The sequence below is a fragment of the Quatrionicoccus australiensis genome, from assembly GCF_020510525.1.
Lineage (GTDB): Bacteria > Pseudomonadota > Gammaproteobacteria > Burkholderiales > Rhodocyclaceae > Azonexus > Azonexus australiensis_B.
In genome coordinates this window covers 3,988,024-4,010,771 of the sequence record NZ_CP075188.1, presented here as the reverse complement: position 1 = coordinate 4,010,771, position 22,748 = coordinate 3,988,024, and the positions used below count along the sequence as shown (strand labels likewise).

Here is a 22,748-nt window from a genome sequence, read left to right as displayed (position 1 = left end):
GGGCCTGCGCTTACTAACAGCTCAAGCTCCTCGATCCTCGATCCTAAAAAAGGACGAACACTTATGTTTACAAAGATTCTCATAGCAAACCGCGGCGAAATCGCCTGCCGTGTCATCAAGACCGCCCGCAAGATGGGCATCAAGACCGTCGCCGTCTATTCCGAAGCCGACAAGGATGCCTTGTTCGTCGATATGGCCGATGAAGCCGTCTGCATCGGCCCGGCTGCCTCGAAAGAGTCCTATCTCGTTGCCGACAAGATCATCGCCGCCTGCAAGCAGACCGGCGCTCAGGCCGTCCATCCGGGCTACGGCTTCCTGTCCGAGAACGCCGCATTTTCCCGCCGTCTGGAAGAAGAAGGCATCAAGTTCATCGGTCCGAAGCACTACTCCATCGCCAAGATGGGCGACAAGATCGAGTCCAAGAAGCTGGCCATCGAAGCCAAGGTCAACACCATTCCGGGCTACAACGAAGCTATCGCGGGTCCTGACGAAGCCGTCAAGATCGCCCAGGGCATCGGCTATCCGGTGATGATCAAGGCTTCCGCCGGTGGCGGCGGCAAGGGTCTGCGCGTTGCCTACAACGATGCCGAAGCGCATGAAGGCTTCTCGTCCTGCGTCAATGAAGCCCGCAACTCCTTCGGTGATGACCGCGTCTTCATCGAAAAGTACGTGCTCGAGCCGCGTCACATCGAAATCCAGGTGCTCGGCGACTCGCACGGCAACTACGTGTATCTGAACGAGCGTGACTGCTCGATCCAGCGTCGTCACCAGAAGGTCATTGAAGAGGCACCGAGCCCCTTCGTCGATCCGGAAATGCGCAAGGCGATGGGCGAACAGGCCGTGGCCCTGGCCCGTGCCGTGAATTACGAGTCGGCCGGTACGGTCGAGTTCGTGGTCTCCGGTGCGACCAAGGAGTTCTACTTCCTGGAAATGAACACCCGCCTGCAGGTGGAACACCCGGTCACCGAGCTGATCACCGGCCTCGACCTGGTCGAGCAGATGATCCGCGTCGCCTACGGCGAAAAGCTGCCGCTGGCCCAGGCTGACGTCAAGATCAATGGCTGGTCCATGGAGTGCCGGATCAACGCCGAAGACCCGTTCCGCGGCTTCCTGCCGTCTACCGGTCGTCTGGTCAAGTTCCTGCCGCCCAAGGAAACCACCGACGCCAATGGTACGACCCGTGTCGATACCGGCGTATACGACGGTGGCGAAATCTCGATGTTCTACGACTCGATGATTGCCAAGCTGATCGTGCATGCTGCCACCCGTGAGCAGGCCATCGCCCGCATGCGTGATGCCCTGAACGGTTTCGTCATCCGCGGCATTTCCTCGAACATTCCGTTCCAGGCCGCGCTGATGCAGCATCCGGTTTTCCATTCCGGCATCTTCGATACCGGTTTTATCCCCAAGCACTACCCGACCGGCTTCGATGCCTCGATGGTGCCGCACGATGATCCGGCCCTGCTGGTTTCGATTGCTGCCTACGTTTACCGCGCCTTTACGGATCGTTCGGCCTCGATCACCGGCCAGTTGCAGGGTCACGAGCGTATCGTCAGCGACAACTGGTGTGTCGTTCGCCTGAATCCGAATGGCAACGAGAGTCATCATGTTGTGGCGCGTCCGGTCGCCGGCGGTTATCACGTCGAATACCAGGGCAAGCAATACGAGATCCTGTCCGACTGGAAGCTGGGTGAATCGCTCTTCAACGGCACCTGCAACGGCGAAGCATTCACGCTGCAGGTCGAACGTCACAAGACCAAGTACTCCCTGTTCCATTGGGGTACCCGTGCCGACTTCATGGTGATGAGTGCCCGTGCTGCCGAATTGCTGGCCCTGATGCCCGAAAAGCCGGCACCCGACCTTTCGAAGTTCCTGCTCTCCCCGATGCCGGGTCTGCTGCGCGAAGTCTCCGTAGCCGTCGGTCAGGAAGTGAAGGCCGGCGAGAAGCTGGCGGTCATCGAAGCCATGAAGATGGAAAACATCCTCAAGGCCGACCAGGACTGCAAGGTCAAGAAGATCTCCGCTGCGGCCGGCGAAAGCCTGTCGGTGGATCAGGTCATCATCGAGTTCGAATAAGCCGGATTTCGACCGTTTCTGACGGTCGACCGCTGCGCGGAGGTCAATTCCGCGCAGTACCGGACAAAAGGCCCGTCATGCGACGGGCTTTTTTATTTGCTCAGGCCAGACGGCAGCTGTAGCGAACGAAGTCGATGCCGCGTTCGATGACTTCGATCGGTACGAGATGTTCCAGCGTGCCGCCTTCGAGGGCCAGGCCGATGCCGGGACGGATCGGGGCGGCTGATGGAATGAGCAGCGACACCTGGCCGGCGTCATGCAGCAGGAAGGCCGCCACCCGCGGCATTTTCTGTTCGCGCGGGCCGAGCGGTTTCAGGCGGCAGGCCTCGATCTTGCCGGCATACCAGTCCAGTGTTCCGCTCAGGCTGCCGCCGGCATCGCCGAGCAGTGCCCGCAACACCCCAAGGCGTGCCTGACCATCGCGCAGCGTGGCGATCAGGCAGGGCGCCAGGCGGCGTTCGCCGGTCTCGGGCGGGCGGATTGCGATGCCGTCGAAGACTTTCCACATCTCCCCCGGAATGTGCAGGCGCTGGACGGCGGTCGGCATGCGTGCCACCTGGTCGAAGCCGAAAATGGCCATGCGTTCATTGGCCAGGGCTTCACTGCTGACGTCCATGCTGGCTTCGGGATTGAGCAGTTCTTCGGTGAAAAGCGCATAGGCATCGGCCGGGCCGAAGGCGAGCTGGACATCGCCGCTCTCGCCGGCGGGGGCTGGCGGACTGGCCAGCAGATAGCGGTCGATGTCGGTCAACAAGCGGATGCAGGCGCTCCCCGACAGCTCGCGGCCGAGCTTCAGGGATTCGGGCGTTTCGCCATTGTGCAGGGCTTCGACGCGGGCGCTGATCTTGCGCGCGATCGAGCGGATGCCCAGCCAGCGCGGCATGCCTTCCGGCAAGGTGGTGCCGAACAGCGAAGTGAGAGAAATTTCGCGGGCATTGGCGCTCTGGTCGGCTTCCATGTGAAAACTGCACAGCTCGCGCCAGCGGCTGATCGCGCGGTTGGCCACGGCCAGTTGCGGCGCCGTCAGGCGGTAGGGGTCGATCAGGCGGAGCAGGAAGGCCCAGGCCAGCAGTCCGGCGATGTTGCCCTCGCCCAGATGCGGGAAATCCTTGTCCGTCACCGGCTGGCGCAGGATGCCGCTGCTTTCGGCCTGGATCAGGACGCCGAAGAGCAGCTGGTCGAGCTGTGCCGGACATTCGCGGGCGGCCAGGAAATGGCAGAACTCTGCGGTCCGGAAGGCATTGGCGGCGCGAAACAGCAGCCGGCATTTGTCCTTGGGGGCAAAGTGCGGCGCCAGACGCAGATAGGCGATGCCCAGGCGGGTCCACAGGTGTTGTGACGCGACAAAGATGCTCTCGTCTTCGGCCGGTATCGGCAATGGCTTGCGCGTATAGCGTGACTCAAGGGCGCAGAGCGTGGTGACCGATGCGCTGTGCAGGAGGTCGAGTTGTTCGGCAATCAGGCCGGGGGGCTGGCGGGCTCCATCTGTGGCATTGAGTTGCCCGGTCAGCAATTCGAGCATGAGCAGCGGCTGGGTCTGGGGCTGGGCAGCGAGCCATGCCTTGGCGCTGGCCAGGTCGGCAAAGGCGGCATGCCGGGTTGGCTCGGCCGCGGGCAAGTTCAGCCAGTGCATTCAGGATCCTTTCGGGTTATGCTGTAGCCATGAGTGGATTCGAGCATTATGAACGCGAACTGGCCGATCTTGATCACGAGATTCGCCGTTACGCCGCAATCTGTGGGGTCGATCTGGCCAATCGTTACGCGCTGGATGCCTGCCTGCAGGAGCATCATGCTAACTGGGCCGATGACAAGGCACGCGAGAGCCTGCATGGCCTCCTGATCCTGCGGATCAAGCTGGAGGCGGAGATGATCGAACTGGGCTTTGCGCCACCGCCGCTCATTCCGCCTGCCACCTTCGAGACTTGATCAGCCGTCGGCGTTGATCTTCGTGATCAGCGCCTGCAGAGTAGCCGCTGCCTGATCGTTGGCAACCTGACAGGTGCCGGCTGCCTGGTGACCGCCGCCACCGTACTGCAGCATCAGTTCGCCGACATTGGTCTTGCTGCCGCGGTCGAGGATAGACTTGCCGGTCGCGAAGACCGTGTTTTGCTTCTGGACGCCCCACATCACGTGGATCGAGATGTTGGTCTGCGGGAACAGCGCGTAGATCATGAAGCGGTTGGTCGCCCAGATGGTTTCCTCGTTGCGCAGGTCGAGCACGACGAGGTTCTTGTGTACCGTCGCGCAGCGCTGGATCTGTTCGCTCGCCCGTGCCGCCTGTTCGACGTAAAGATCAACCCGTTCCTTGACGTCAGGCAGGGCGAGAATCTCGTCGATGCCGTGATTGCGGCAGTATTTGATCAGATCCATCATCAGCGTGTAGTTGCTGATCCGGAAGTCACGGAAGCGGCCGAGGCCGGTGCGTGCATCCATCAGATAGTTGAGCAGTACCCAGTCGGTCGGATTGAGGATCTCGTCGCGGCTGAATTGTGCCGCATCGGCCTTGTCGACCGCATCCATCATGTCATCGGTGATGTTCGGGAAGGCTTCCTTGCCGCCGTAGTAGTTGTACACGACACGCGCCGCCGACGGGGCTTCCGCCTGGATGATGTGATTCTTGCGCTCGCCGGTGTTGCGGATGGTTTCCGACAGGTGGTGGTCGAAGGCGAGGTGGGCGGAGGCGACGTACGGCAGGTTGGTGGTGATGTCACGCGCCGTGATGTCGATCTTGCCGTCCTGCATGTCTTTCGGATGCACGAACTTGATGTCGTCGATCAGGTCCAGTTCGTTGAGCAGCACGGCACAGACGAGGCCGTCAAAGTCACTGCGGGTGACGAGACGGAATTTCTCTTGGGTCATTGGATGTGTCTCCGGTTGGCGAATGGCTTGTCAGACAGAGCATAGCGCCATTGCTGCCGGAGTGGAACGCGCCCGGCACGGCATTCTTGCCGTACTGCCGGGCGACGGTGTTCAGCCCTTGCCGCCGGCCTTCATCTTGTCGATGCCGCTGCGCAGCATCTGGTCGATTTCCGAACCCGGATCGACCTGCGGCAACAGGGCTTCCCAGTAAGCGATGCCCTGCTTGTTGTCGCCGGCTTCCATGGCGGCGGCGCCGGCCAGGAAGAGCGAATGCGGGTGGTTGGGGGCGAGCTTGAGGGCGCGCTCGACGAGCTGGCGCGGCTTGCCCTTGAGGCCCTTGCCGCCGGCCATGGCCAGGGTTTCCGCATAGCTGGCGAGGAGGTCGGGGTCTTCGTTGACCAGCTTTTCCGCCTTGCCGTAGGCGCTGGCGGCTTCTTCGTAACGTCCCATGGTCTTGTAGGAGCGGGCCAGCATTGCCCAGCCCTGGAGATCGTCCGGGTTTTCCTGCATGCGGGCGGCTAGTCGGGTCACCATGTCGTTGATCTGTTCCGGCGTCATTTGCGGCTGGGCGACGGTCTGGGCCGGGTCAAGCGCGCGCGGGTTGCCGAGGATGCCGTAGGTGGCGAGTGCCAGGATGGGCAGAAGCAGGACGATGGCGATTGCCGTCTTGCGGCTCGGGGCGTTGCTGCCGTTGGCATTGCTGGTGTCAGCGGGGACTTCCTCGAGCAGGCGGCGCTGGATCTCGCGCTCGGCCTGGGCGAAATCGGCATCAGCCAGCGCACCGGCCTGATGCTCGGCGGCCAGGTCGGCCAGCTGGTCGCGGAAAATCGCCAGATTCGAAGCCTGGCGATCGCTGGCGCTGGTTTGCGGGCGGCGGGCAAACCACAGCGGCGGCAGGATGAAGGCGGTGACGACCACGATGAGCAAAATGGCAAAGAGGGCGAACTGAATCATTTTTGGTCGATTTCCTTGAGCAGCGCAGCGGCGCGGCGGGCTTCATCGGCAGTCAGTGGCTGATCGTCGGCAAGGCGCCCGGCACGCTGGCGCAGGTAGCGCAGCAGGGCGTAGAGGCCGATCAGCAGCAGGGCGATCGGACCGCCCCAGAGGAGCAGCGTGATGCCCTTGACCGGCGGCCGGTAGAGCACGAAGTCGCCGTAGCGGACGACCATGAAATCGACGATTTCCTTGTCCGACTTGCCATCCTTGATCATGCCGCGGATCTCGCGGCGCAGATCGACCGCCAGTTCGGCATTCGAGTCGGCGATGGTCTGGTTCTGGCAGACCAGGCAGCGCAATTCTTCGGAAAGACCCTGCAAGCGCTTTTCGGCGACCGGATCGGCAGCTTGCGCCGCTTCGTTGATTTCCGAGCCGAAGGCAGCGGTCGACGCGAGGAAAAGGGCAAAAACCAGCGCGCGCTTGATCATTTGTCGAGCTCCGCGATCAGCGGCAGGATCTTGCCGGACAGGACGTCCGGCGTGATCGGACCGGTGTGCTTCATGCGGATGACGCCGGTCTTGTCGATGACGTAGGTTTCCGGCACACCATAAACGCCGTAGTCGATGCCGACGCGGCCGTCGAGGTCCATCACGGTCAGCGTGTAGGGGTTGCCGTGCGTCGCCAGCCATTTTTCGGCGCGCTCGAAAGCGAGTTTCTTCTCGTCGGCGGCCGACATCTTGCCCATGTCGAATTCGCCGTCGCCGCGCACTTCCTTGTAATTGAGGCCGATCAGCGGCACCTTGCTGCTCTTCGAGAAATTGACCAGCACCGGGTGTTCCTGGCGGCAGGAGATGCACCACGAGGCCCAGACGTTGAGCAGCCAGACCTTGCCCTGCATGTCCTTGGGGCCGAGTGTGGTGTCCGGCTTGGCGAGCACGTTCAGGCTGAAGGCCGGGGCCGGCTTGCCGACCAGCGGCGACGGGACGTCGCGCGGATTCAGATTGAGCCCGATGGCGAGCAGCACGACGAGGGCGGCAAAGCCGCCGAGTATCCAGAAATAACGGTTCATGCGGTTTGGCTTCCTGCGGGAATGGCGGCGCTGGCGCGCGCCTTGGCGCGGTAACGGCGATCGAGCAGCGCGAGCAGGCCGCCCAGCGCCATCAAAATGCAGCCCCCCCAGATCCAGTCGACGAAGGGCTTGTAATAGACGCGCACGGCCCATTCGCCTTCCGGCTTGTCGCGGTCGATCGGCTCGCCGAGCGAGACATAGACGTCGCGCAGCAGGCCGGCGTCGATCGAGGCTTCGGTCATCGGCATGCCGGAGGAGGCGTAATTGCGCTTTTCCGGGTTCATTTTGCGCTGGAATTTGCCGTTGACCGCCAGGTCGAAGTCACCCTGCGCCGCCATGTAGTTGGGGCCTTCGACGGCCTTCACGCCGTTGAAGGTGAAGTGGTAGCCGGCGACATCGACCGATTCGCCGGGCGCCATCTTGACGTCCTTTTCTTCCTGGAAGCTCGACACCATGGTGGCGCCGACGACGAAAACGGCGATGCCGACGTGCGCCAGGTGCATGCCGACGAAGCTGCGCGGCTGGCTCAGCGCGGCAGCAAGGAAGGAGCGCTGGCCGCGGGTTTTGCCGACACGTTCGACGAAGTTGAGTAGCGCCGTGAACACGATCCAGGCGGCGAGCAGGATGCCCAGTGCGGTCAACGCCGTCCAGCTGCCATAAACCAGCGGCAGGGCGATGGCGACGACGACAGCGGCGGCGAAGGCCCAGCGCACGGTACGGCTGATTTCGGCGATGGAGGCTTCCTTCCAGCGCGCGAAGGGACCGATGCCCATCAGGAACAGCAAGGGCGTCATGACCGGGACAAAAACGGCATTGAAATACGGTGGACCGACCGAGATCTTGCCGACGCCGAGCGCATCGATCAGCAGCGGGTAAAGCGTGCCGAGCAGCACCGTGGCGCAGGCGACGACGAGCAGCACGTTGTTGGTGAGCAGCAGCGATTCGCGCGAGACCAGGCCGAAGCGCCCGCCCAGGCCGACCTTGGGGGCGCGCCAGGCAAACAGCGCCAGCGAGCTGCCGATCACGGCGACCAGGAAGATCAGGATGAAGACGCCGCGGCGCGGGTCGGTGGCGAAGGCATGCACCGAGGTCAGCACGCCGGAACGGACCAGGAAGGTGCCGAGCAGCGACAGCGAGAAGGCGGAAATCGCCAGCAGTACCGTCCAGTTCTTGAAACTGCCGCGCTTTTCGGTGACCGCCAGCGAATGGATCAGCGCCGTGCCGACCAGCCAGGGCATGAAGGAGGCGTTTTCGACCGGGTCCCAGAACCACCAGCCGCCCCAGCCCAGTTCGTAATAGGCCCACCACGAACCCATCGCAATGCCCAGCGTCAGGAAGCACCAGGCGGCCATCGTCCACGGCCGCGACCAGCGCGCCCAGGCGGCGTCAAGCTGGCCGGAAAGCAGCGCCGCAATGGCGAAGGCGAAGGCGACCGAGAAGCCGACATAGCCCATGTAGAGCAGCGGCGGGTGGATGACCAGGCCGAAGTCCTGCAACAGCGGATTCAGGTCGCGCCCTTCGGCGGCGGCCGGCAGCAGGCGCTCGAACGGATTCGAGGTGATCAGGATGAAGAGCAGGAAGCCAAAGGCGACCAGACCGAGCGTGCCGAGGACGCGGGCGACCATGGCTTCCGGCAACTGGCGCGACAGCATGGCGACGGCAAAGGCCCACCAGGTCAGGAACAGCATCCACAACAGCAGCGAGCCTTCATGACCGCCCCACACGGCGGCGACGCGATATTGCAGCGGCAGCAGCGAGTTCGAATGCTGCGCGGCATAGACGACGGAAAAGTCGTTCGTGACGAAGGCCTGGATCAGGCAGCCGAAGGAAATGGTCAGCAGCAAGGCCATGGCCGAGGCGGCCGGACGGGCCAGCGCGATCCAGGCGGAATGGTTGCGGTGGGCGCCGAGCAGCGGCAGGGTGCCGAGGATCAGCGCGACCAGGGCGGCAAGAATGAGGGCGAAATGACCGAGTTCGGGAATCATGCTCAGTAGCCTGCTTTCGGTTGGGTGCCGGCCGATGAAGGCGAGACATGCTTGTTGGCGCCCTGGGCGTCATTGACCGCCTGGGCGGCTTCCGGCGGCATGTAGTTCTCGTCATGCTTGGCGAGCACTTCGCTGGCGGTAAACTGGTTCTCTGCGGTCATTTTGCCCTGCGCAACAACGCCCTTGCCTTCCTTGAACAGGTCGGGAAGGATGCCCTTGTAATGCACGCTGATGTCCTTGGCCGTATCGGTGATCACGAAGGCGATGGTGACGCCGTCGGCCTGGCGTTGCAGGCTGCCTTCCTTGACCAGGCCGCCGATGCGGAAGGTCTTGCCCTGCGGTGCCTTGCCCGCCGCGACTTCGCTCGGCGTGATGTAGAGGGCGATGTTGCTGTTCAGCGCATTGAGGACGAGGGCGGCGATGATGCCGATGATGGCCAGCGCGCCGCCGATCAGGGCGAGTTTCTTGTGACGGGATTTCATTCTGCGGTGTTCCTGGTTTCAGCGCGCAACTGGCGCTTGAGGCGGGCGATGGTGGTCTTTCGATGGCGGACGACGAGAATAGGTTCAATCGCCATGATGGCCGCGGTGACGCCGAACGACCCCCAGACGTAAAGACCGTAACCGCCCATGGCGAGGAAGTCGGAGAAGCTGTTCCAGTAGATCATTTGCCGTCTCCCGCGAGCAGGGCCTTGACCCAGTCGGTGTGCCGCTCGCGCTCGAGCATGATGGTGCGCACCCGCATGAAGGCAATGGCGATCGAGTACATCCAGAAGCACATCGCCATCAGCAGCATGCCCCAGAGCATGGTTTCGGCCATCGACGACTTGGTCAGGTTGACGCTGGAACCCTGGTGCAGCGTGTTCCACCATTTGACCGAGAAATAGATGATCGGCACATTGACCACGCCGACCAGCAGCAACAGGCCGCCCGCCTTGTCGGCACGCTTGGCATCGTCGATCGCGGCGGTCAGCGCCATGTAGCCGATGTAGAGGAAGAGCAGGATCAGTTCGGAGGTCAGGCGCGCATCCCAGACCCACCATGTGCCCCACATCGGCTTGCCCCACAGGGCGCCGGTCCACAGCGACAGGAAGGCCATCAGCGCGCCGGTCGGGGCCAGCGCCTGCGCCATCATGCCCGACAGCCGGGTGTTGAAGGCCAGCCCGATGGCGGCCCAGCCGGCCATGATCAGGTAGATGAACATCGACAGCCAGGAGGCCGGGACGTGGATGAAGATGATCCGGTAGCCCTCGCCCTGCTGGAAATCGGTCGGCGCGACCAGCATGCCGAGGTAGAGCCCGGCCAGGCCGAAGACGACGGAAATGGCGACAAAGTAGGGAATCAGCGCCCCGGCCAGCGGGTAGAAGGTGGCCGGTGACGCGAAACGATAGAGATTGAAGCGGTCTTTCATTCGAGGGCAATCTTCAAGGCAGCGGCAGACGCCCAGGGGGCGAAGCCGAGTGAGGCAAAGGTAAGGGCGGCCAGCAAGGACAGATGACCTTCTCCCCCGAGCCCGGTCACCGTCGCATCCACTGCGCCAGCGCCGAATATTAGCACTGGAATATATAGCGGCAGAACCAGTAATGAGAGCAGCACGCCGCCGCCGCGCAGACCCAGGGTCAGTGCCGCGCCGATGGCGCCGATGCCGGACAGGGCCGGCGTACCGAGCAGGATGGCGCCAGTCAGCACGACGAGTGCGTCAGCGGACAGGTCGAACTGGATGCCGAGGATGGGGGCGATCAGTGCCAGGGGCAGGCCTGAGACCAGCCAGTGAGCGATCACTTTGCCGGTAACGACCAGCCCAAGGGGGTGTGGCGCCAGTGCCAGTTGTTCGAGCGTGCCATCGCGATGGTCATCGGCAAACAGGCGTGGCAGCGACAGCATGGTAGCGAGCAGAGCTGCGACCCACAGCACGCCGGGCGCCAGTTTGCGCAGCAGGTCGGGTTCCGGCCCGACGCCGAGCGGGAACAGGCTGACCACGATGACAAAGAAGAAGAGCGCCGAGACGATGTCGGCCTGGCGGCGCATGGCCAGTTTCAGGTCGCGGGCGATGACGGCGGTGACGATTTTGAACATTAGCGGTCGACGCTCAGGAAAGACGCAATTCGCGCACCTTGCCGGCCGGGATATTGACCAGCTGGTGCGTCGTCATCACGGCCAGGCCGCCGCGCTGCAGGTGGCCGGAAATGATGCCGGCCAGCCAGTCGACCGCAGCGACGTCGAGGGCGACGAAGGGTTCGTCGAGGATCCACAGCGGCCGCTTTTCCTTGACCAGACGGGCCAGTGCGACGCGCCGCTTCTGGCCCTGCGAGAGGTATTTGCAGGCAAGGTCCTCGCGCCCGGCGAGGCCGACCTGTTCGAGGGCGTCGATCGCTTCTTCCTCGCTCAGCTCCTCGTCGGCAAGACGCGCTGCGGCGAGCAGGTTCTCGAGCGGGGTCAGTTCTTCCTTGATCGCGTTGAGGTGGCCGAGATAGCAGAGATCGGCGCGGAATTCGTCGGATTTGATGCTGGCGCCCTGCCAGCGGATTGCGCCGGCTTCCGGCGGCAGCAGGCCGATCAGCATGCGCAGCAGGCTGGTCTTGCCGGCCCCGTTCTTACCCTGCAGATACAGCAGTTCTCCGGCCTCCAGCCGAAAGCTGAGGCCTGCGAACAGGCGGCGCTCGCCGCGCACGCATTCCAGATTGTCAGCTTCAAGCATCAGGGGAAAAACCGAAATAAATCAGCGGTGAATTATGAGCGCGCAAGTGTACCGGCAGATTGATGGGAATCAAACAAAACGGCCAAGAAAAACGGGGGCCGCAGCCCCCGTCGATTTTCCGGGCTGCCCCTTATTTCTTCTCGAACGGGGTCGGACGCGGCGTGGCATCGGCCGACGGCGGCAGGATAGGCAGCTTGAAGTTCGGCTGGTCGCCGGTCAGCGTCTTCAGGAAGGCGACGACCTTGGCGTTTTCATCGGCCGTGAACTTCTTGCCAAGCTGGATGCGAGCCATGGTGTCGACCGCTTCCGGCAGCGTGTTGGCGGCGCCGTCATGGAAGTACGGATAGGTCATTTCGACGTTGCGCAGGGTCGGCACCTTGAAGTTGAAGCGGTCGGCATCCTTGCCGGTCACTGCCGAGCGGCCTTCGGCCGGGCTCGAGGCCTTGTAGGCTTCGACCAGACCCATTTTCTGGAAGGAGTTGCCACCGACGGCCGGGCCGTTGTGACAGGCGACGCAACCGCTGTCCTTGAACAGCTTGTAGCCTTCAAGTTCATTCTTGCTCAGCGCCTTCTTGTCGCCCTTCAGCCACTTGTCGAAGCGCGAGTTCGGGGTGACCAGGGTTTCCTCGAAGGCAGCGATGGCCTTGGTGACTTCCTCTATGGTCACCTTCTCGGTACCGAAGGCTTTCTTGAATTCCGCGACATAGCCGGGGATCGATTGCAGCACGTTGATCGCCAGGGTGTGCGTAAATGCCATCTCGCCCGGGTTGGCGATCGGACCGCCGGCCTGGGCCTGGAGATCGGCGGCGCGGCCGTCCCAGAACTGGGCGACATTGAGGCTGGAGTTGAGTACGGTCGGTGCGTTGATCGGGCCTTCGTTCCAGTTATGGCCGATCGAGGTCTTGATGTTGTCGGTGCCGCCCATCGACAGGTTGTGGCAGGAGTTGCAGGAAATGAAGCCGGACTTGGACAGGCGCGGGTCGAAGTAGAGCTTCTTGCCGAGTTCGACCAGGGCCGGATTGCTGACCTTGGTTGCGGCGATCGGCTGGATCGGCTCCTGGCTGGCAGCCTGGGCGACATGGCCGATGAGCAGGCCGGAAATGACCGCGAGGGCGGTGGACAGAATGGTGCGTTTCATCGTTATGCTCTCCCTTTGTGAAAAATTGCTGCGGCCATTCTCTCCTGTCTGGATGTGTTAACATTGATCCAAGTCAATGATTTTTATGGGTTTTGTATATAGGCGCTATAGCTTGTGCCTATAACAGCAAGGGGCGGTAGACCCCACCATTTTGCGGAGGATAGTCATGACCTTGACCGAATTGCGTTACATCGTTGCCCTCGCCCAGGAGGGTAATTTCAGTCGTGCTGCCGAACGTTGTTCGGTCAGCCAGCCGACCTTGAGCGTGTCGATCGCCCGTCTCGAAGACGAGTTCGGCGTGCAGTTGTTCGAGCGCGGCAAGGGCTTTGTCAGCCCGAGTGCGGTCGGGCGCCGCGTCGTCGAGCAGGCGCAGCAGGCCATTGCCGAAGCCGACAAGGTGCGGCAGATCGCCATGCGCGGCCGCGACCAGCTGGAAGGGCCGTTGCGTCTCGGCGTCATTCACACCATCGGCCCCTACCTGCTGCCGCAGCTGATCCTGTCGCTGAAGCGGGTGGCACCCGGCATGCCGCTTGCCATCGAGGAAAACATGACGGCGACGCTGGCCGACATGCTGCGCGACAACGACATCGACGTCGTCATCATCGCCCTGCCCTTCGATTTGCCCGGCGTGCTGACCCGGCCGCTCTACGATGAGTCCTTCAAGGTTGTCGTGCCGCGCGGTCATGCCTGGGAAAACATGGCGGAAATCAGTCCCGAGGAAGTGGCTGGCGACGAAGTGCTGCTGCTCAAGGCCGGCAACTGCTTCCGCGACCAGGTACTGGGTGCCTGCCCGCAGGTGAGCAGCCCGGAAACCGATGTCCGGCTCGGTCACTCGATCGGCACCATCCGTTGCATGGTGGCCTCCGGGCTGGGCGTCTCGGTGCTGCCCGAAGGGGCGCTCGGGCATCCCTACAGCAACGAGCTGATCAGCGTCATACCCTTTCGCGCACCGGAGCCATCACGCCGCATCGCCCTTGCCTGGCGCGCCGGTTTCGTCCGTCCGAAGGCGATCGATGCGCTACTGGCAGCGGTGGCCGGTCTGCACAACCCGGCTTATCACCTGCTTCCCTGACTCGCCAGCAGCACCTCGGTCTGTATCTTTTGCAGGTAGTCGCTCAGTGTCTGACTCTGCTTTTCGACAGCCTCCAGCAAGGATGCCTGTTCCGGCGTGTTGCGTTGATCGAGCAGTTGTTTGCCGAGTTGATGAATCTGCCGGTGAATTTGCGCCAGTTCGTTGAATTCCTTGATGGCCGCATAGCGCTGGGCTTTCGGGCTGGTGTACCAGCGGCCGAAACGGCAGGCGTTTTCATCGAGCTCCGGTGCTGGCTGCCGACCATCTTCATCGGCGAGGCAGGCGTAGAGTTTTTTCATCCAGCGGGTGTGGTCTACCCCGGCAATCAGCATCGGGATGTCTTCCCGCGACCAGTTGAAGGCGGTGGTTGAACCCCAAAGCTCATCCGGGCGGAATTGCGCGACCCATGCGGGGAGTTGTCCGGCCGGCATCGGACGGGCAATGCCGAAACCCTGTGCCATGTCGCAGCCGAGCAGCAGCAGGACCATGCCGTGTTCGACGGTTTCGACGCCCTCGGCGATCACCTTGCGCTGAAAGGCTCGGGTCAGGCCGATGACGCCTTCGACGATGGCCAGGTCGTCCGGATCATCCAGCATGTCGCAGACGAAGGACTGGTCAATCTTGAGCACGTCGGCCGGCAGGCGGCGGAAATAGGTCAGCGATGAATAGCCGGTACCGAAATCGTCGAGCGAGAAGCTGACACCAAAACGCCGGCATTCGACAAAGAGCGCGGCGACCCGGGGAATATCCTCAAGGGCGGCGGTTTCCAGAACCTCCAGTTCGAGATGTCCGGGGGATACCGTGGGGTGGGCGGCAAGCAGTTCGCCCAGGCGCGCGGCAAAGCCGGGCGATTGCAGGTGGTTGCCGGCAATATTGACGCTGACGGATATATCGAGGCCCTGCTGCTGCCAGTTTTCAAGCTGACCCAATGCTTCCTGCAAAACCCAGTCGCCGAGCGTGATGGCAAGCTCGGTGCCTTCGATGGCGGGCAGGAATTCGCCCGGCAGGAGCAGGCCGCGTTCCGGATGTTGCCAGCGGATCAGGGCCTCGGCCCCGACGACATTGCCCTGGCGCATATTGACCTTGGGCTGGTAGAACAGCTCGAATTCGCCCTGCTCGAGCGCTTCGCGGATGCGGCCGACCTCGTCGCGGCGGACGCGGGCGCGCCGGTCGTTTTCCGGGTCGAACAGGTGAAAGCGGTTGCGCCCGGCCTGCTTGGCTGCATACATCGCCTGATCGGCGTGGCGCAGCAGGGTGTCGCTGTCCGAGCCATCCTGCGGGTAGAGGGTGACGCCGATGCTGGCCGAGATGAAGATCTCGTGGCCGGCAATGCGGAACGGCATGGTCAGGACCGAGATGACCCGGCTGATTGCATGGTCGCACTCGCGGATGCTGTCGAGTTCTGCCAAAAGCAGTACGAATTCGTCGCCGCCCAGCCGCGAGACGGTATCGCCGGCGCGGATGCAGCTCTTCAGGCGCTGCGCGACCTCGACCAGCAATTTGTCGCCGACCGAGTGTCCATACTGGTCATTGACCGGCTTGAAACCGTCGAGATCGAGGTAGGCGACGGCCAGCACCTTGCCGTTGCGTTCGGTCTGCGCCATCGCGAGTTGCATGCGGTCGCCGAGCAGCATGCGGTTGGGCAGCTGGGTCAGGGCATCGAAATGGGCGAGGTGCTCAAGCCGCTGCTGGTGTTCCTTGATCAGCGTGATGTCGGAAAAGATGCCGACAAAATGCGAAATCATGCCTTCGCGGTCGTGTACCGTCGAGATGGTCAGCAGCTCGACAAAAACCTCGCCGGATTTCTTGCGGTTCCAGACTTCGCCGCGCCAGTAGCCGACCTCGCGGATGGTTTTCCACATGGCGCGGTAGAAATTGGCGTCGTGATGGCCGGATTTGAGCAGATCGGCGGTCTGGCCGATGGCTTCCTGGCGCGGATAACCGGTCAACTCGCTGAACGTGGCATTGACTTCGATGATCCGGCCGGCCGGGTCGGTAATCATGATGCCTTCGTGCGCATTGTCGAAGACGCTGGCCGCGAGTTTCTGGCGCTCTTCGGCAATCAGGCGTTCGCGGATGTCCTGCGCGATCGCGAACATGGCGGGTTGGCCATCCCAGTAGCCGGTGATGATGCGGGTATCGACGGCAATCCGGCTGCCGTTGGCATGGAGCAGCGGCAGCGGGCTGCTTGAGCGTTCGCCGGCGAGAATTTCGCCGAGTATCCGGTCGGCCATTTCGCGCGTTTCCAGCGGGTTGACCGTATGGATGTGCTGGCCGAGCAGGGCGACCGGACCATAGCCGAGCTTGTCGGCAACCGTATGGTTGTAATGCACGATCTGTCCCTGTTCGTCGACGACAAACAGGAAGTCCGTCAGGTTGTTGAACAGGCCGCTCAGATTGTGCTGCAGGCGATCGGCTTCTTCCTGGGCATTCAGGCGCAGCAGGGTCTGGGCAAAAGTGTTGCTCAGGGTCTCCAGGGCCTGCAGCGTTTCGTGCGAAATCTGCCTGACCTGGCGTCCGGCCAGGTAGAGGCAGGCGATCGACTCGCCGGCCAGCATTACCGGCAGGATGGTCAGGCAGCGCAGGCCTTCCGCCTCGAGGTGGGGGGCGGCGATCAACGGCGGTTCCGTGCAGTGATCTCCCGATTCGCTGCAACTGCAGACCAGCCGGCCATTGCGGATGACCGCAGCTTGCGGGGTATCGGCGGCGAGTTCGGCATTCAGTCCGGCGAATTTGGCCGACAGGCCCTGTTCGGCAGCCAGGCGGTAACTGCCGTTGTCCTGGCGGTAGTAGATGCCGCCGGCGTCGAGGTCGGGGAAGCGCAGTGCGGCCTTGAGAATGGTGTCGAGCACGTCCTGGCGCGGCATCCCGGTCGCCAGCGCCTGCGCCAGGTCATGCTCGATTTCCAGGCGCAGTGCGGCCTGTTTTCTTTCGCTGATATCGACCACCGAAGCGATCAGTACCTGGCGGCCAAAGTAGGTACAGGGGTGCAGGCGGACGTCGATCGGAAAAATCCGGCCATCGGCACTCTGGCCCCAATACTCGAAGTACTGCGGCGTGCCGGCGATGGCCGCGCTGATGTGCGAGCCGGTTCGGCTCAGGTCGTTGAGACCGGGGGCGCCGAGCCTGTGGTGAGTCTGGCCGATCATGACCTGGCGCGGGTAACCGAAAATCTGCTCGGCGCCGAGGTTGGCGTCGAGAAAGGTCCCGTCTTCAGCCTGGATGAAAAGCGCTTCGCTGATGCTGTCGAAAATGCCGTGGAAAGTGCTCAGACTTTGTTGCAGGCTCTCGGCGCCCTGCTGGTGCGCCATGATCAGGGCTGCCAGCTGGCTGGCATGCGTGAAGATGGCCTGCTGTTCATCGCCGGGAGTACCCGGCAGATTGTGATAGGCACTGAAAGTGCCGAGCAGTTCGCCTTGTGGCGAGAAGATGGGTTCCGCCCAGCAAGCGGAAAACCCGGCTAACTGGGTGGCTGCATCGTAGGCTGTCCCGCGGGCGTGCCGGGTGATATCGGCCGTAGTTGCCCGCTGGCGCCGGGCGGCTGCAGTCGCGGAGGTTGTGAGGCCATCGTGCACCGGCATGGTGGCGGTAGCTTCACAGAAAGTTTCCGGCAGACGGGGGGCGGCGAGATAGCGGAGGCTGTTGTCAGCGGGGTTGTAGCTCTGGATGGCGCAGCGCCAGGCTGGAATTTCGGCCTCGACGGAAAGCACAATCAACTCGAGGATGCCGGCCAGCGGCTCATTGCGCAGCATGCCGGCGAGCGCGGCGTTGCGCAGCAGGATGGCCTCTTCGGCGCGGCGTCTGTCCGAGATGTCCTGGGCAAAACCGACGGTGCCGAGCAGCTTGCCGTCATCCCCGAAAACCGGGGCCTTGTAGGTTTCGAACCAGTTCAGGTGGTGTGTCCGTCCAATCGGTTCGGTCACCACTTTTTTCTGGCCGCTGCGCATCACGGCCTGGTCGTCGGCGCGATAGCGTTCGGCCAGTTCGGCTGGCCAGTAATCGTAGTCGGACTTGCCGATCAGGTCGGCCGGTGAGCGTTCGCCACAGGTATCGGCCAGGCTGCGGTTGGCCGCGAGAAAGCGTGATTCGGTGTCCTTCAGCCAGACGAGAAAGGGAAAATTGTCGAGCAATGCGCGCTGGTAGCGATCGTTGAGCTGGATTTCTTCCTGGGCCAGATTGTTTGAGCGGGTCAGTGCCAGACGGTCAGCCAGCGCATCATCCACCAGGTCGAGCTCGAGCGGGCGCATCAGGGTGTGTTCGGAGAGCAGGCCAACCGCATGGCCGCAGGCGTTGACTACGACCAGATGCCGGATGCGATGGGTGTTCATCAGCTGGGTCGCTTCGGCCAGCGAGCGCTCCTCGCCTATCGTGATCGGCGGCCGGGTCATGACTGCCGAGAGCGGCGGATTGTCTTCGGCATTCAGGAACAGGCGCACGACATCGCGCTCGGTCAGGATGCCGATCGCCTTGTGCTGTTCGACAACCACGGCACAACTGGCGCGCGCCGCCTCCATGGCTGCCAGGGCCGTATCCAGCGAGGCATCCGGCGGCAGGCGGGGGAACATGCGCTCCATCAGCGTATCGACATTGTTCAGATGGCGATAGAAGTCGGTACCCAGGTGGCGGCGGAAATCCGATTCGCTGGCCACACCCAGCGGCTGGCCGCCGGCGTCGGTCACGACGATATGGCGAATGCCCAGATTTGCCGCTTCGCGGTAGGCGGCCCGCAATTCGGTGGTGTCGACGACGCTATGTACCGGCGTCGTCATGATGCTGCTGATCGCCTGCTCCAGGGCGCGGTGTTCGCGCATGGCGTGCAGGATGTCGCCCTCGGTGGCGATGCCGAGTATGCCTTCCGGGCCGACAATGATGACTGACGACAGCTTTTCCTTCAGCATCGTCGCCGCTGCTTCACCAAGCGTGGTGTCGGGCCTGAGATGTCCGCTTTGTTGTGTAATCAGTTCGGCAATTCTGGGCACTGTCTCTCTCCTAATACGGCGATTTTAGAGCCAGAACGAGACCTTGGGGCAGCCTTGCTGCACAAGGCTTTCGCGCTTATTCACCGGGCATCTCGCGCGAGGTGGTAAAAGGCTTGCCATAGTGGAAACCATGTGATCGATCAGGGCTTCCCGCCGTGCTGCCGGTGTGCGCCCGGATCGACAGGAGAGTGTTGATTTCCTTGAGGAAATTTCAAGTCCCGATGGCGTGGCACGCGCTTTGCCTAGAAGGCCCATCGCGACGCGACATAACAACGGGGGAATCGAACGTGACCGAGACATTCTATGAAGTATTGCGCCGCCAGGGGATCACCCGGCGCAGCTTTCTGAAATTCTGCAGCCTGACTGCCACTTCGCTGGGCTTGGGCAGCGCTGCCGCACCGCGCATCGCCCATGCGCTGGAAAACAAGCCGCGTACGCCGGTGCTCTGGCTGCATGGCCTGGAATGCACCTGCTGTTCCGAATCCTTCATCCGCTCGGCGCACCCGCTGACCAAGGATGTCGTGCTCTCGATGCTGTCGCTCGACTACGACGACACGCTGATGGCCGCCGCCGGTCACCAGGCCGAAGCGATCCTCGACGAGGTCAAGAAGAAGTACAAGGGCAATTACATCGTTGCCGTCGAAGGCAATCCGCCGCTCAACGAAGACGGCATGTTCTGCATCCAGGGCGGTCGCCCGTTCGTGGAAAAGCTGCGCGAAACTTGCGCCGACGCCAAGGCCATCATTTCCTGGGGCGCCTGCGCCTCCTACGGTTGCGTGCAGGCCGCCAAGCCGAACCCGACGCGCGCCACGCCGGTGCACAAGGTGATCACCGACAAGCCGATCATCAACGTGCCGGGCTGCCCGCCGATCGCCGAAGTCATGACCGGCGTCGTCACCTACATGCTGACCTTCGACCGCATTCCCGAGCTCGATCGTCAGGGCCGGCCGAAGATGTTCTACGGTCAACGCATCCACGACAAGTGCTATCGCCGCGGCCATTTCGACGCCGGCCAGTTTGCCGAAGCCTGGGATGACGAGGGTTCGCGCAAGGGCTACTGCCTCTACAAGATGGGCTGCAAGGGCCCGACCACCTACAACGCCTGTTCGTCGATGCGCTGGAACGGCGGCGTCAGCTGGCCAGTGCAGTCCGGCCACGGCTGTATCGGCTGTTCCGAAGAGGGCTTCTGGGACAAGGGTTCGTTCTACGACCGCGTCACCGACATCAAGGCCTTCGGCGTCGAAGGCAATGCCGATGCGATCGGCAAGGCTGCCGCCGGTACGGTTGGCGCCGCGATTGCCGCGCATGCCGCAGTGACCGCCTTGGCCCGCGCCCGCCAGAAGGCTGGCGAGACTGAAGAACAAAAGGGAGAAAAATAAGATGGCCTACGAAACTCAGGGGTTCAATGTCGACAACTCCGGCAAGCGCGTCGTCGTCGATCCGGTCTGCCGCATCGAAGGGCACATGCGCGTCGAGGTCAATCTCGACAGCAACAATGTCATCCGCAATGCCGTGTCTACCGGCACCATGTGGCGCGGTCTCGAAGTCATCCTCAAGGGCCGCGATCCGCGCGACGCCTGGGCCTTCACCGAGCGCATCTGCGGCGTCTGTACCGGCACGCATGCGCTGACTTCGGTGCGCGCCGTCGAGGATGCGCTGAAGATCCAGATCCCGGAAAACGCCAACACCATCCGCAACATCATGCAGCTCAACCTGTACGTGCATGATCACCTGGTGCATTTCTACCACCTGCACGCGCTCGACTGGGTCGATGTCGTGTCGGCGCTGAAGGCCGATCCGAAAGCCACCTCGACGCTGGCCCAGAGTATCTCGTCCTGGCCGCTGTCGTCGCCGGGCTACTTCCGCGACATCCAGAACCGCCTGAAGAAGTTCGTCGAATCCGGCCAGCTCGGTCCGTTCATGAACGGCTACTGGGGCAACCCGGCCTACAAGCTGCCGCCGGAAGCCAACCTGATGGCGGTCGCGCACTATCTCGAAGCCCTCGATTTCCAGAAGGAAATCGTCAAGGTGCACACCATCTTCGGCGGCAAGAACCCGCACCCGAACTGGCTGGTCGGCGGCGTGCCCTGCGCCATCAACCTGGAAGGCACGGGAGCGGTCGGTGCCATCAACATGGAACGCCTCAACCTGGTCAAGAGCATCATTGACCGCTGCGCCGAGTTCGTCGAACAGGTCTATATTCCCGACCTGCTCGCCATCGGTTCCTTCTACAAGGCGTGGAATTACGGTGGCGGCCTGTCGTCGCAGAACATGCTGTCCTACGGCGACCTGCCGCAGAAGGCCAATGACTACACTTCGGGCAACCTGTTGCTGCCGCGCGGTGCGATCATCAACGGCAAGCTCGATGAAATCCACCCGGTCGACCTCAAGGATCCGGAACAAATCCAGGAGTTTGTCGCCCACTCCTGGTACAAGTACCCGGACGAAACCAAGGGGCTGCACCCGTTCGACGGCATCACCGAACCGAATTTCGAACTCGGTCCGAAGACCAAGGGTTCGAAGACCGCGATCAAGGAACTCGACGAAGGCGGCAAGTACTCGTGGATCAAGGCGCCGCGCTGGCGCGGTCACGCCATGGAGGTCGGTCCTTTGCCGCGCATGGTGCTCGGTTACCTGCAGCCCAAGCAATACCCGGAAATCCACGCTCTGGTCGAAGGCGCACTCAAGAAGCTCGACGTGCCGGTCACCGCCCTGTTCTCGACCCTGGGCCGCACCGCGGCACGCGGTCTGGAAACGGCGTACTGCGTCAAACTGCAGCAGGATCAGTTCGCCAAGCTGATCGCCAACCTCAAGGCCGGCGACCTGAATACCGCCAATATCGAAAAGTGGGAACCGAGCACCTGGCCGAAGGAAGCCATGGGCGCCGGCTTCACGGAAGCGCCGCGCGGTGCGCTCGGTCACTGGATCCGCATCAAGGACACCAAGATCGACAATTACCAGTGCGTCGTGCCGACCACCTGGAACGGCGGTCCGCGTGACCACAAGGGCCAGATCGGTGCCTTCGAGGCGGCGCTGATGAACACGCCGGTCGCCAAGGCCGACGAGCCGCTCGAGATCCTGCGCACGCTGCACTCCTTCGACCCCTGCCTGGCCTGCTCGACGCACGTGATGAGCCCGGACGGACAGGAAATGACGACGGTAAAAGTCCGCTAAGGAGCACGCCATGCTTTCTCAACAGGACATGCTGGAGGCCGAACGGCACGGTAAACAGGTCCGTTCGATCTACGTCTATGAAGCCCCGGTGCGTCTGTGGCACTGGATCAATGCGCTCGCCATGGTGGTGCTGGCGGTGACCGGCTATTTCATCGGGACGCCGCTGCCGACCCAGCCCGGCGAGGCGGCAACGACCTTCCTGATGGGCTATATCCGGTTTGCCCATTTTGCCGCTGCCTACATCTTCACCGTCGGTCTGCTCGGCCGCATCTACTGGGCTTTTGTCGGCAATCGTCACGCCCGGCAGATCTTCATGCTGCCGCTGACCAACAAGCACTGGTGGAGCGAAGTGTTTTTCGAGGTGCGCTGGTATCTGTTCCTTGAAAAGTATCCGAAGAAATACGTCGGCCACAATCCGATGGCGCAGTTGATGATGTTCTTCTTCTTTACCGTACTGGCCGTCGGCATGGTGATCACCGGTTTTGCGATCTACAGCGAAGGTGCTGGTCTGGGCAGCTGGCAGGACAGCCTGTTCGGCTGGGTCATCCCGGCGCTTGGTGGTTCGATGCAGGTGCATAACCTGCACCGGCTGGGCATGTGGATCATGATGAGCTTTGCCGTCGTGCACATCTACGCCGCCATCCGCGAAGACATCATGAGCCGGCAGTCGCTGATCTCGACGATGATCTCCGGCTGGCGGATGTTCAAGGATTGATTGATGGCCATGCTTGCCAGGGCTGCGTTGTCGGCGCTTGCCGTGCAG

The 22,748-nt window shown here is 62.6% G+C and carries 19 protein-coding genes; 6 read left to right on the top strand and 13 right to left on the bottom strand.

All coding sequences use genetic code 11. The annotated features are described in order from the left end of the window. The first annotated feature begins 63 nt into the window (after nucleotides 1-63). A complete protein-coding gene (locus KI612_RS18955; protein WP_226441613.1) occupies nucleotides 64-2,076 on the top strand; it encodes an acetyl-CoA carboxylase biotin carboxylase subunit in 2,013 nt (670 codons plus the stop codon). A 100-nt stretch (nucleotides 2,077-2,176) separates the two neighbouring features. On the opposite strand, the gene KI612_RS18950 is transcribed toward KI612_RS18955, so the two are convergent. Beyond that, entirely contained in the window at nucleotides 2,177-3,709 is a 1,533-nt protein-coding gene (locus KI612_RS18950) for a hypothetical protein (RefSeq protein WP_226441612.1), read from the bottom strand. A gap of 29 nt (nucleotides 3,710-3,738) precedes the next feature. Between KI612_RS18950 and KI612_RS18945 the strand changes: the two genes are divergently transcribed. Then, a complete protein-coding gene (locus KI612_RS18945) occupies nucleotides 3,739-4,002 on the top strand; it encodes a hypothetical protein (protein WP_226441611.1) in 264 nt (87 codons plus the stop codon). Here KI612_RS18945 and KI612_RS18940 read toward each other — a convergent pair whose 3' ends face one another. The 11 genes from KI612_RS18940 to KI612_RS18890 all read right to left on the bottom strand — a co-directional run bounded on the left by KI612_RS18940 (nucleotide 4,003) and on the right by KI612_RS18890 (nucleotide 12,760). Further along, nucleotides 4,003-4,935, bottom strand: a complete 933-nt coding sequence (locus KI612_RS18940; RefSeq protein ID WP_226441610.1) for an exopolyphosphatase — start codon at nucleotides 4,933-4,935, stop codon at nucleotides 4,003-4,005. Between the two features lie 111 nt (nucleotides 4,936-5,046). Next, entirely contained in the window at nucleotides 5,047-5,889 is an 843-nt protein-coding gene (gene ccmI / locus KI612_RS18935) for a c-type cytochrome biogenesis protein CcmI (RefSeq protein WP_226441609.1), read from the bottom strand. After that, complete coding sequence (locus tag KI612_RS18930) at nucleotides 5,886-6,359, bottom strand: cytochrome c-type biogenesis protein (protein WP_226441608.1); 474 nt, start codon at nucleotides 6,357-6,359, stop codon at nucleotides 5,886-5,888. Before KI612_RS18930 ends, ccmI begins: the two co-directional genes overlap by 4 nt. Next, complete coding sequence (locus KI612_RS18925) at nucleotides 6,356-6,940, bottom strand: DsbE family thiol:disulfide interchange protein (RefSeq protein ID WP_226441607.1); 585 nt, start codon at nucleotides 6,938-6,940, stop codon at nucleotides 6,356-6,358. The genes KI612_RS18930 and KI612_RS18925 overlap by 4 nt, the downstream gene beginning before the upstream one ends. Then, nucleotides 6,937-8,925 (bottom strand): heme lyase CcmF/NrfE family subunit, encoded by a 1,989-nt coding sequence (locus KI612_RS18920; protein ID WP_226441606.1) that lies wholly within the window; start codon nucleotides 8,923-8,925, stop codon nucleotides 6,937-6,939. Before KI612_RS18920 ends, KI612_RS18925 begins: the two co-directional genes overlap by 4 nt. Before the next feature lie 2 nt (nucleotides 8,926-8,927). Further along, a complete protein-coding gene (gene ccmE / locus KI612_RS18915) occupies nucleotides 8,928-9,407 on the bottom strand; it encodes a cytochrome c maturation protein CcmE (protein ID WP_226441605.1) in 480 nt (159 codons plus the stop codon). Beyond that, nucleotides 9,404-9,592 (bottom strand): heme exporter protein CcmD, encoded by a 189-nt coding sequence (gene ccmD / locus KI612_RS18910; protein WP_226441604.1) that lies wholly within the window; start codon nucleotides 9,590-9,592, stop codon nucleotides 9,404-9,406. The genes ccmE and ccmD overlap by 4 nt, the downstream gene beginning before the upstream one ends. Then, nucleotides 9,589-10,335, bottom strand: coding sequence for a heme ABC transporter permease CcmC (ccmC, locus tag KI612_RS18905; protein WP_226441603.1), 747 nt, complete (start codon nucleotides 10,333-10,335; stop codon nucleotides 9,589-9,591). Before ccmC ends, ccmD begins: the two co-directional genes overlap by 4 nt. Further along, nucleotides 10,332-11,000: a heme exporter protein CcmB gene (gene ccmB / locus KI612_RS18900; protein WP_226441602.1), complete on the bottom strand. Its 669-nt coding sequence runs from the start codon at nucleotides 10,998-11,000 to the stop codon at nucleotides 10,332-10,334. Before ccmB ends, ccmC begins: the two co-directional genes overlap by 4 nt. A 13-nt stretch (nucleotides 11,001-11,013) precedes the next feature. Beyond that, the gene (ccmA, locus tag KI612_RS18895; protein WP_226441601.1) at nucleotides 11,014-11,622 is read right to left on the bottom strand and encodes a cytochrome c biogenesis heme-transporting ATPase CcmA; all 609 of its coding nucleotides are present in this window, start codon (nucleotides 11,620-11,622) and stop codon (nucleotides 11,014-11,016) included. A 130-nt stretch (nucleotides 11,623-11,752) separates the two neighbouring features. Further along, on the bottom strand, nucleotides 11,753-12,760 hold the full coding sequence (locus tag KI612_RS18890) for a cytochrome-c peroxidase (protein ID WP_226441600.1): 1,008 nt from the start codon (nucleotides 12,758-12,760) through the stop codon (nucleotides 11,753-11,755). Between the two features lie 166 nt (nucleotides 12,761-12,926). Between KI612_RS18890 and KI612_RS18885 the strand changes: the two genes are divergently transcribed. Then, nucleotides 12,927-13,832 (top strand): hydrogen peroxide-inducible genes activator, encoded by a 906-nt coding sequence (locus KI612_RS18885; protein ID WP_226441599.1) that lies wholly within the window; start codon nucleotides 12,927-12,929, stop codon nucleotides 13,830-13,832. On the opposite strand, the gene KI612_RS18880 is transcribed toward KI612_RS18885, so the two are convergent. Beyond that, nucleotides 13,817-18,811, bottom strand: coding sequence for an EAL domain-containing protein (locus KI612_RS18880; protein ID WP_226441598.1), 4,995 nt, complete (start codon nucleotides 18,809-18,811; stop codon nucleotides 13,817-13,819). The two genes, KI612_RS18885 and KI612_RS18880, sit on opposite strands and share 16 nt — an antisense overlap. A gap of 287 nt (nucleotides 18,812-19,098) precedes the next feature. Here KI612_RS18880 and KI612_RS18875 point away from each other — a divergent pair, with 287 nt between their 5' ends. From KI612_RS18875 to cybH, 3 genes are read left to right on the top strand one after another with little or no spacing between them, the layout of a single operon-like run. After that, complete coding sequence (locus tag KI612_RS18875; RefSeq protein WP_226441597.1) at nucleotides 19,099-20,190, top strand: hydrogenase small subunit; 1,092 nt, start codon at nucleotides 19,099-19,101, stop codon at nucleotides 20,188-20,190. A gap of 1 nt (nucleotide 20,191) precedes the next feature. Continuing rightward, nucleotides 20,192-21,985 carry a nickel-dependent hydrogenase large subunit gene (locus KI612_RS18870; protein WP_226441596.1) on the top strand — a complete coding sequence of 598 codons (1,794 nt, stop codon included), beginning with the start codon at nucleotides 20,192-20,194 and terminating at the stop codon, nucleotides 21,983-21,985. Between the two features lie 10 nt (nucleotides 21,986-21,995). Further along, a complete protein-coding gene (gene cybH / locus KI612_RS18865) occupies nucleotides 21,996-22,700 on the top strand; it encodes a Ni/Fe-hydrogenase, b-type cytochrome subunit (RefSeq protein WP_226441595.1) in 705 nt (234 codons plus the stop codon). Nucleotides 22,701-22,748 lie beyond the last annotated feature (48 nt).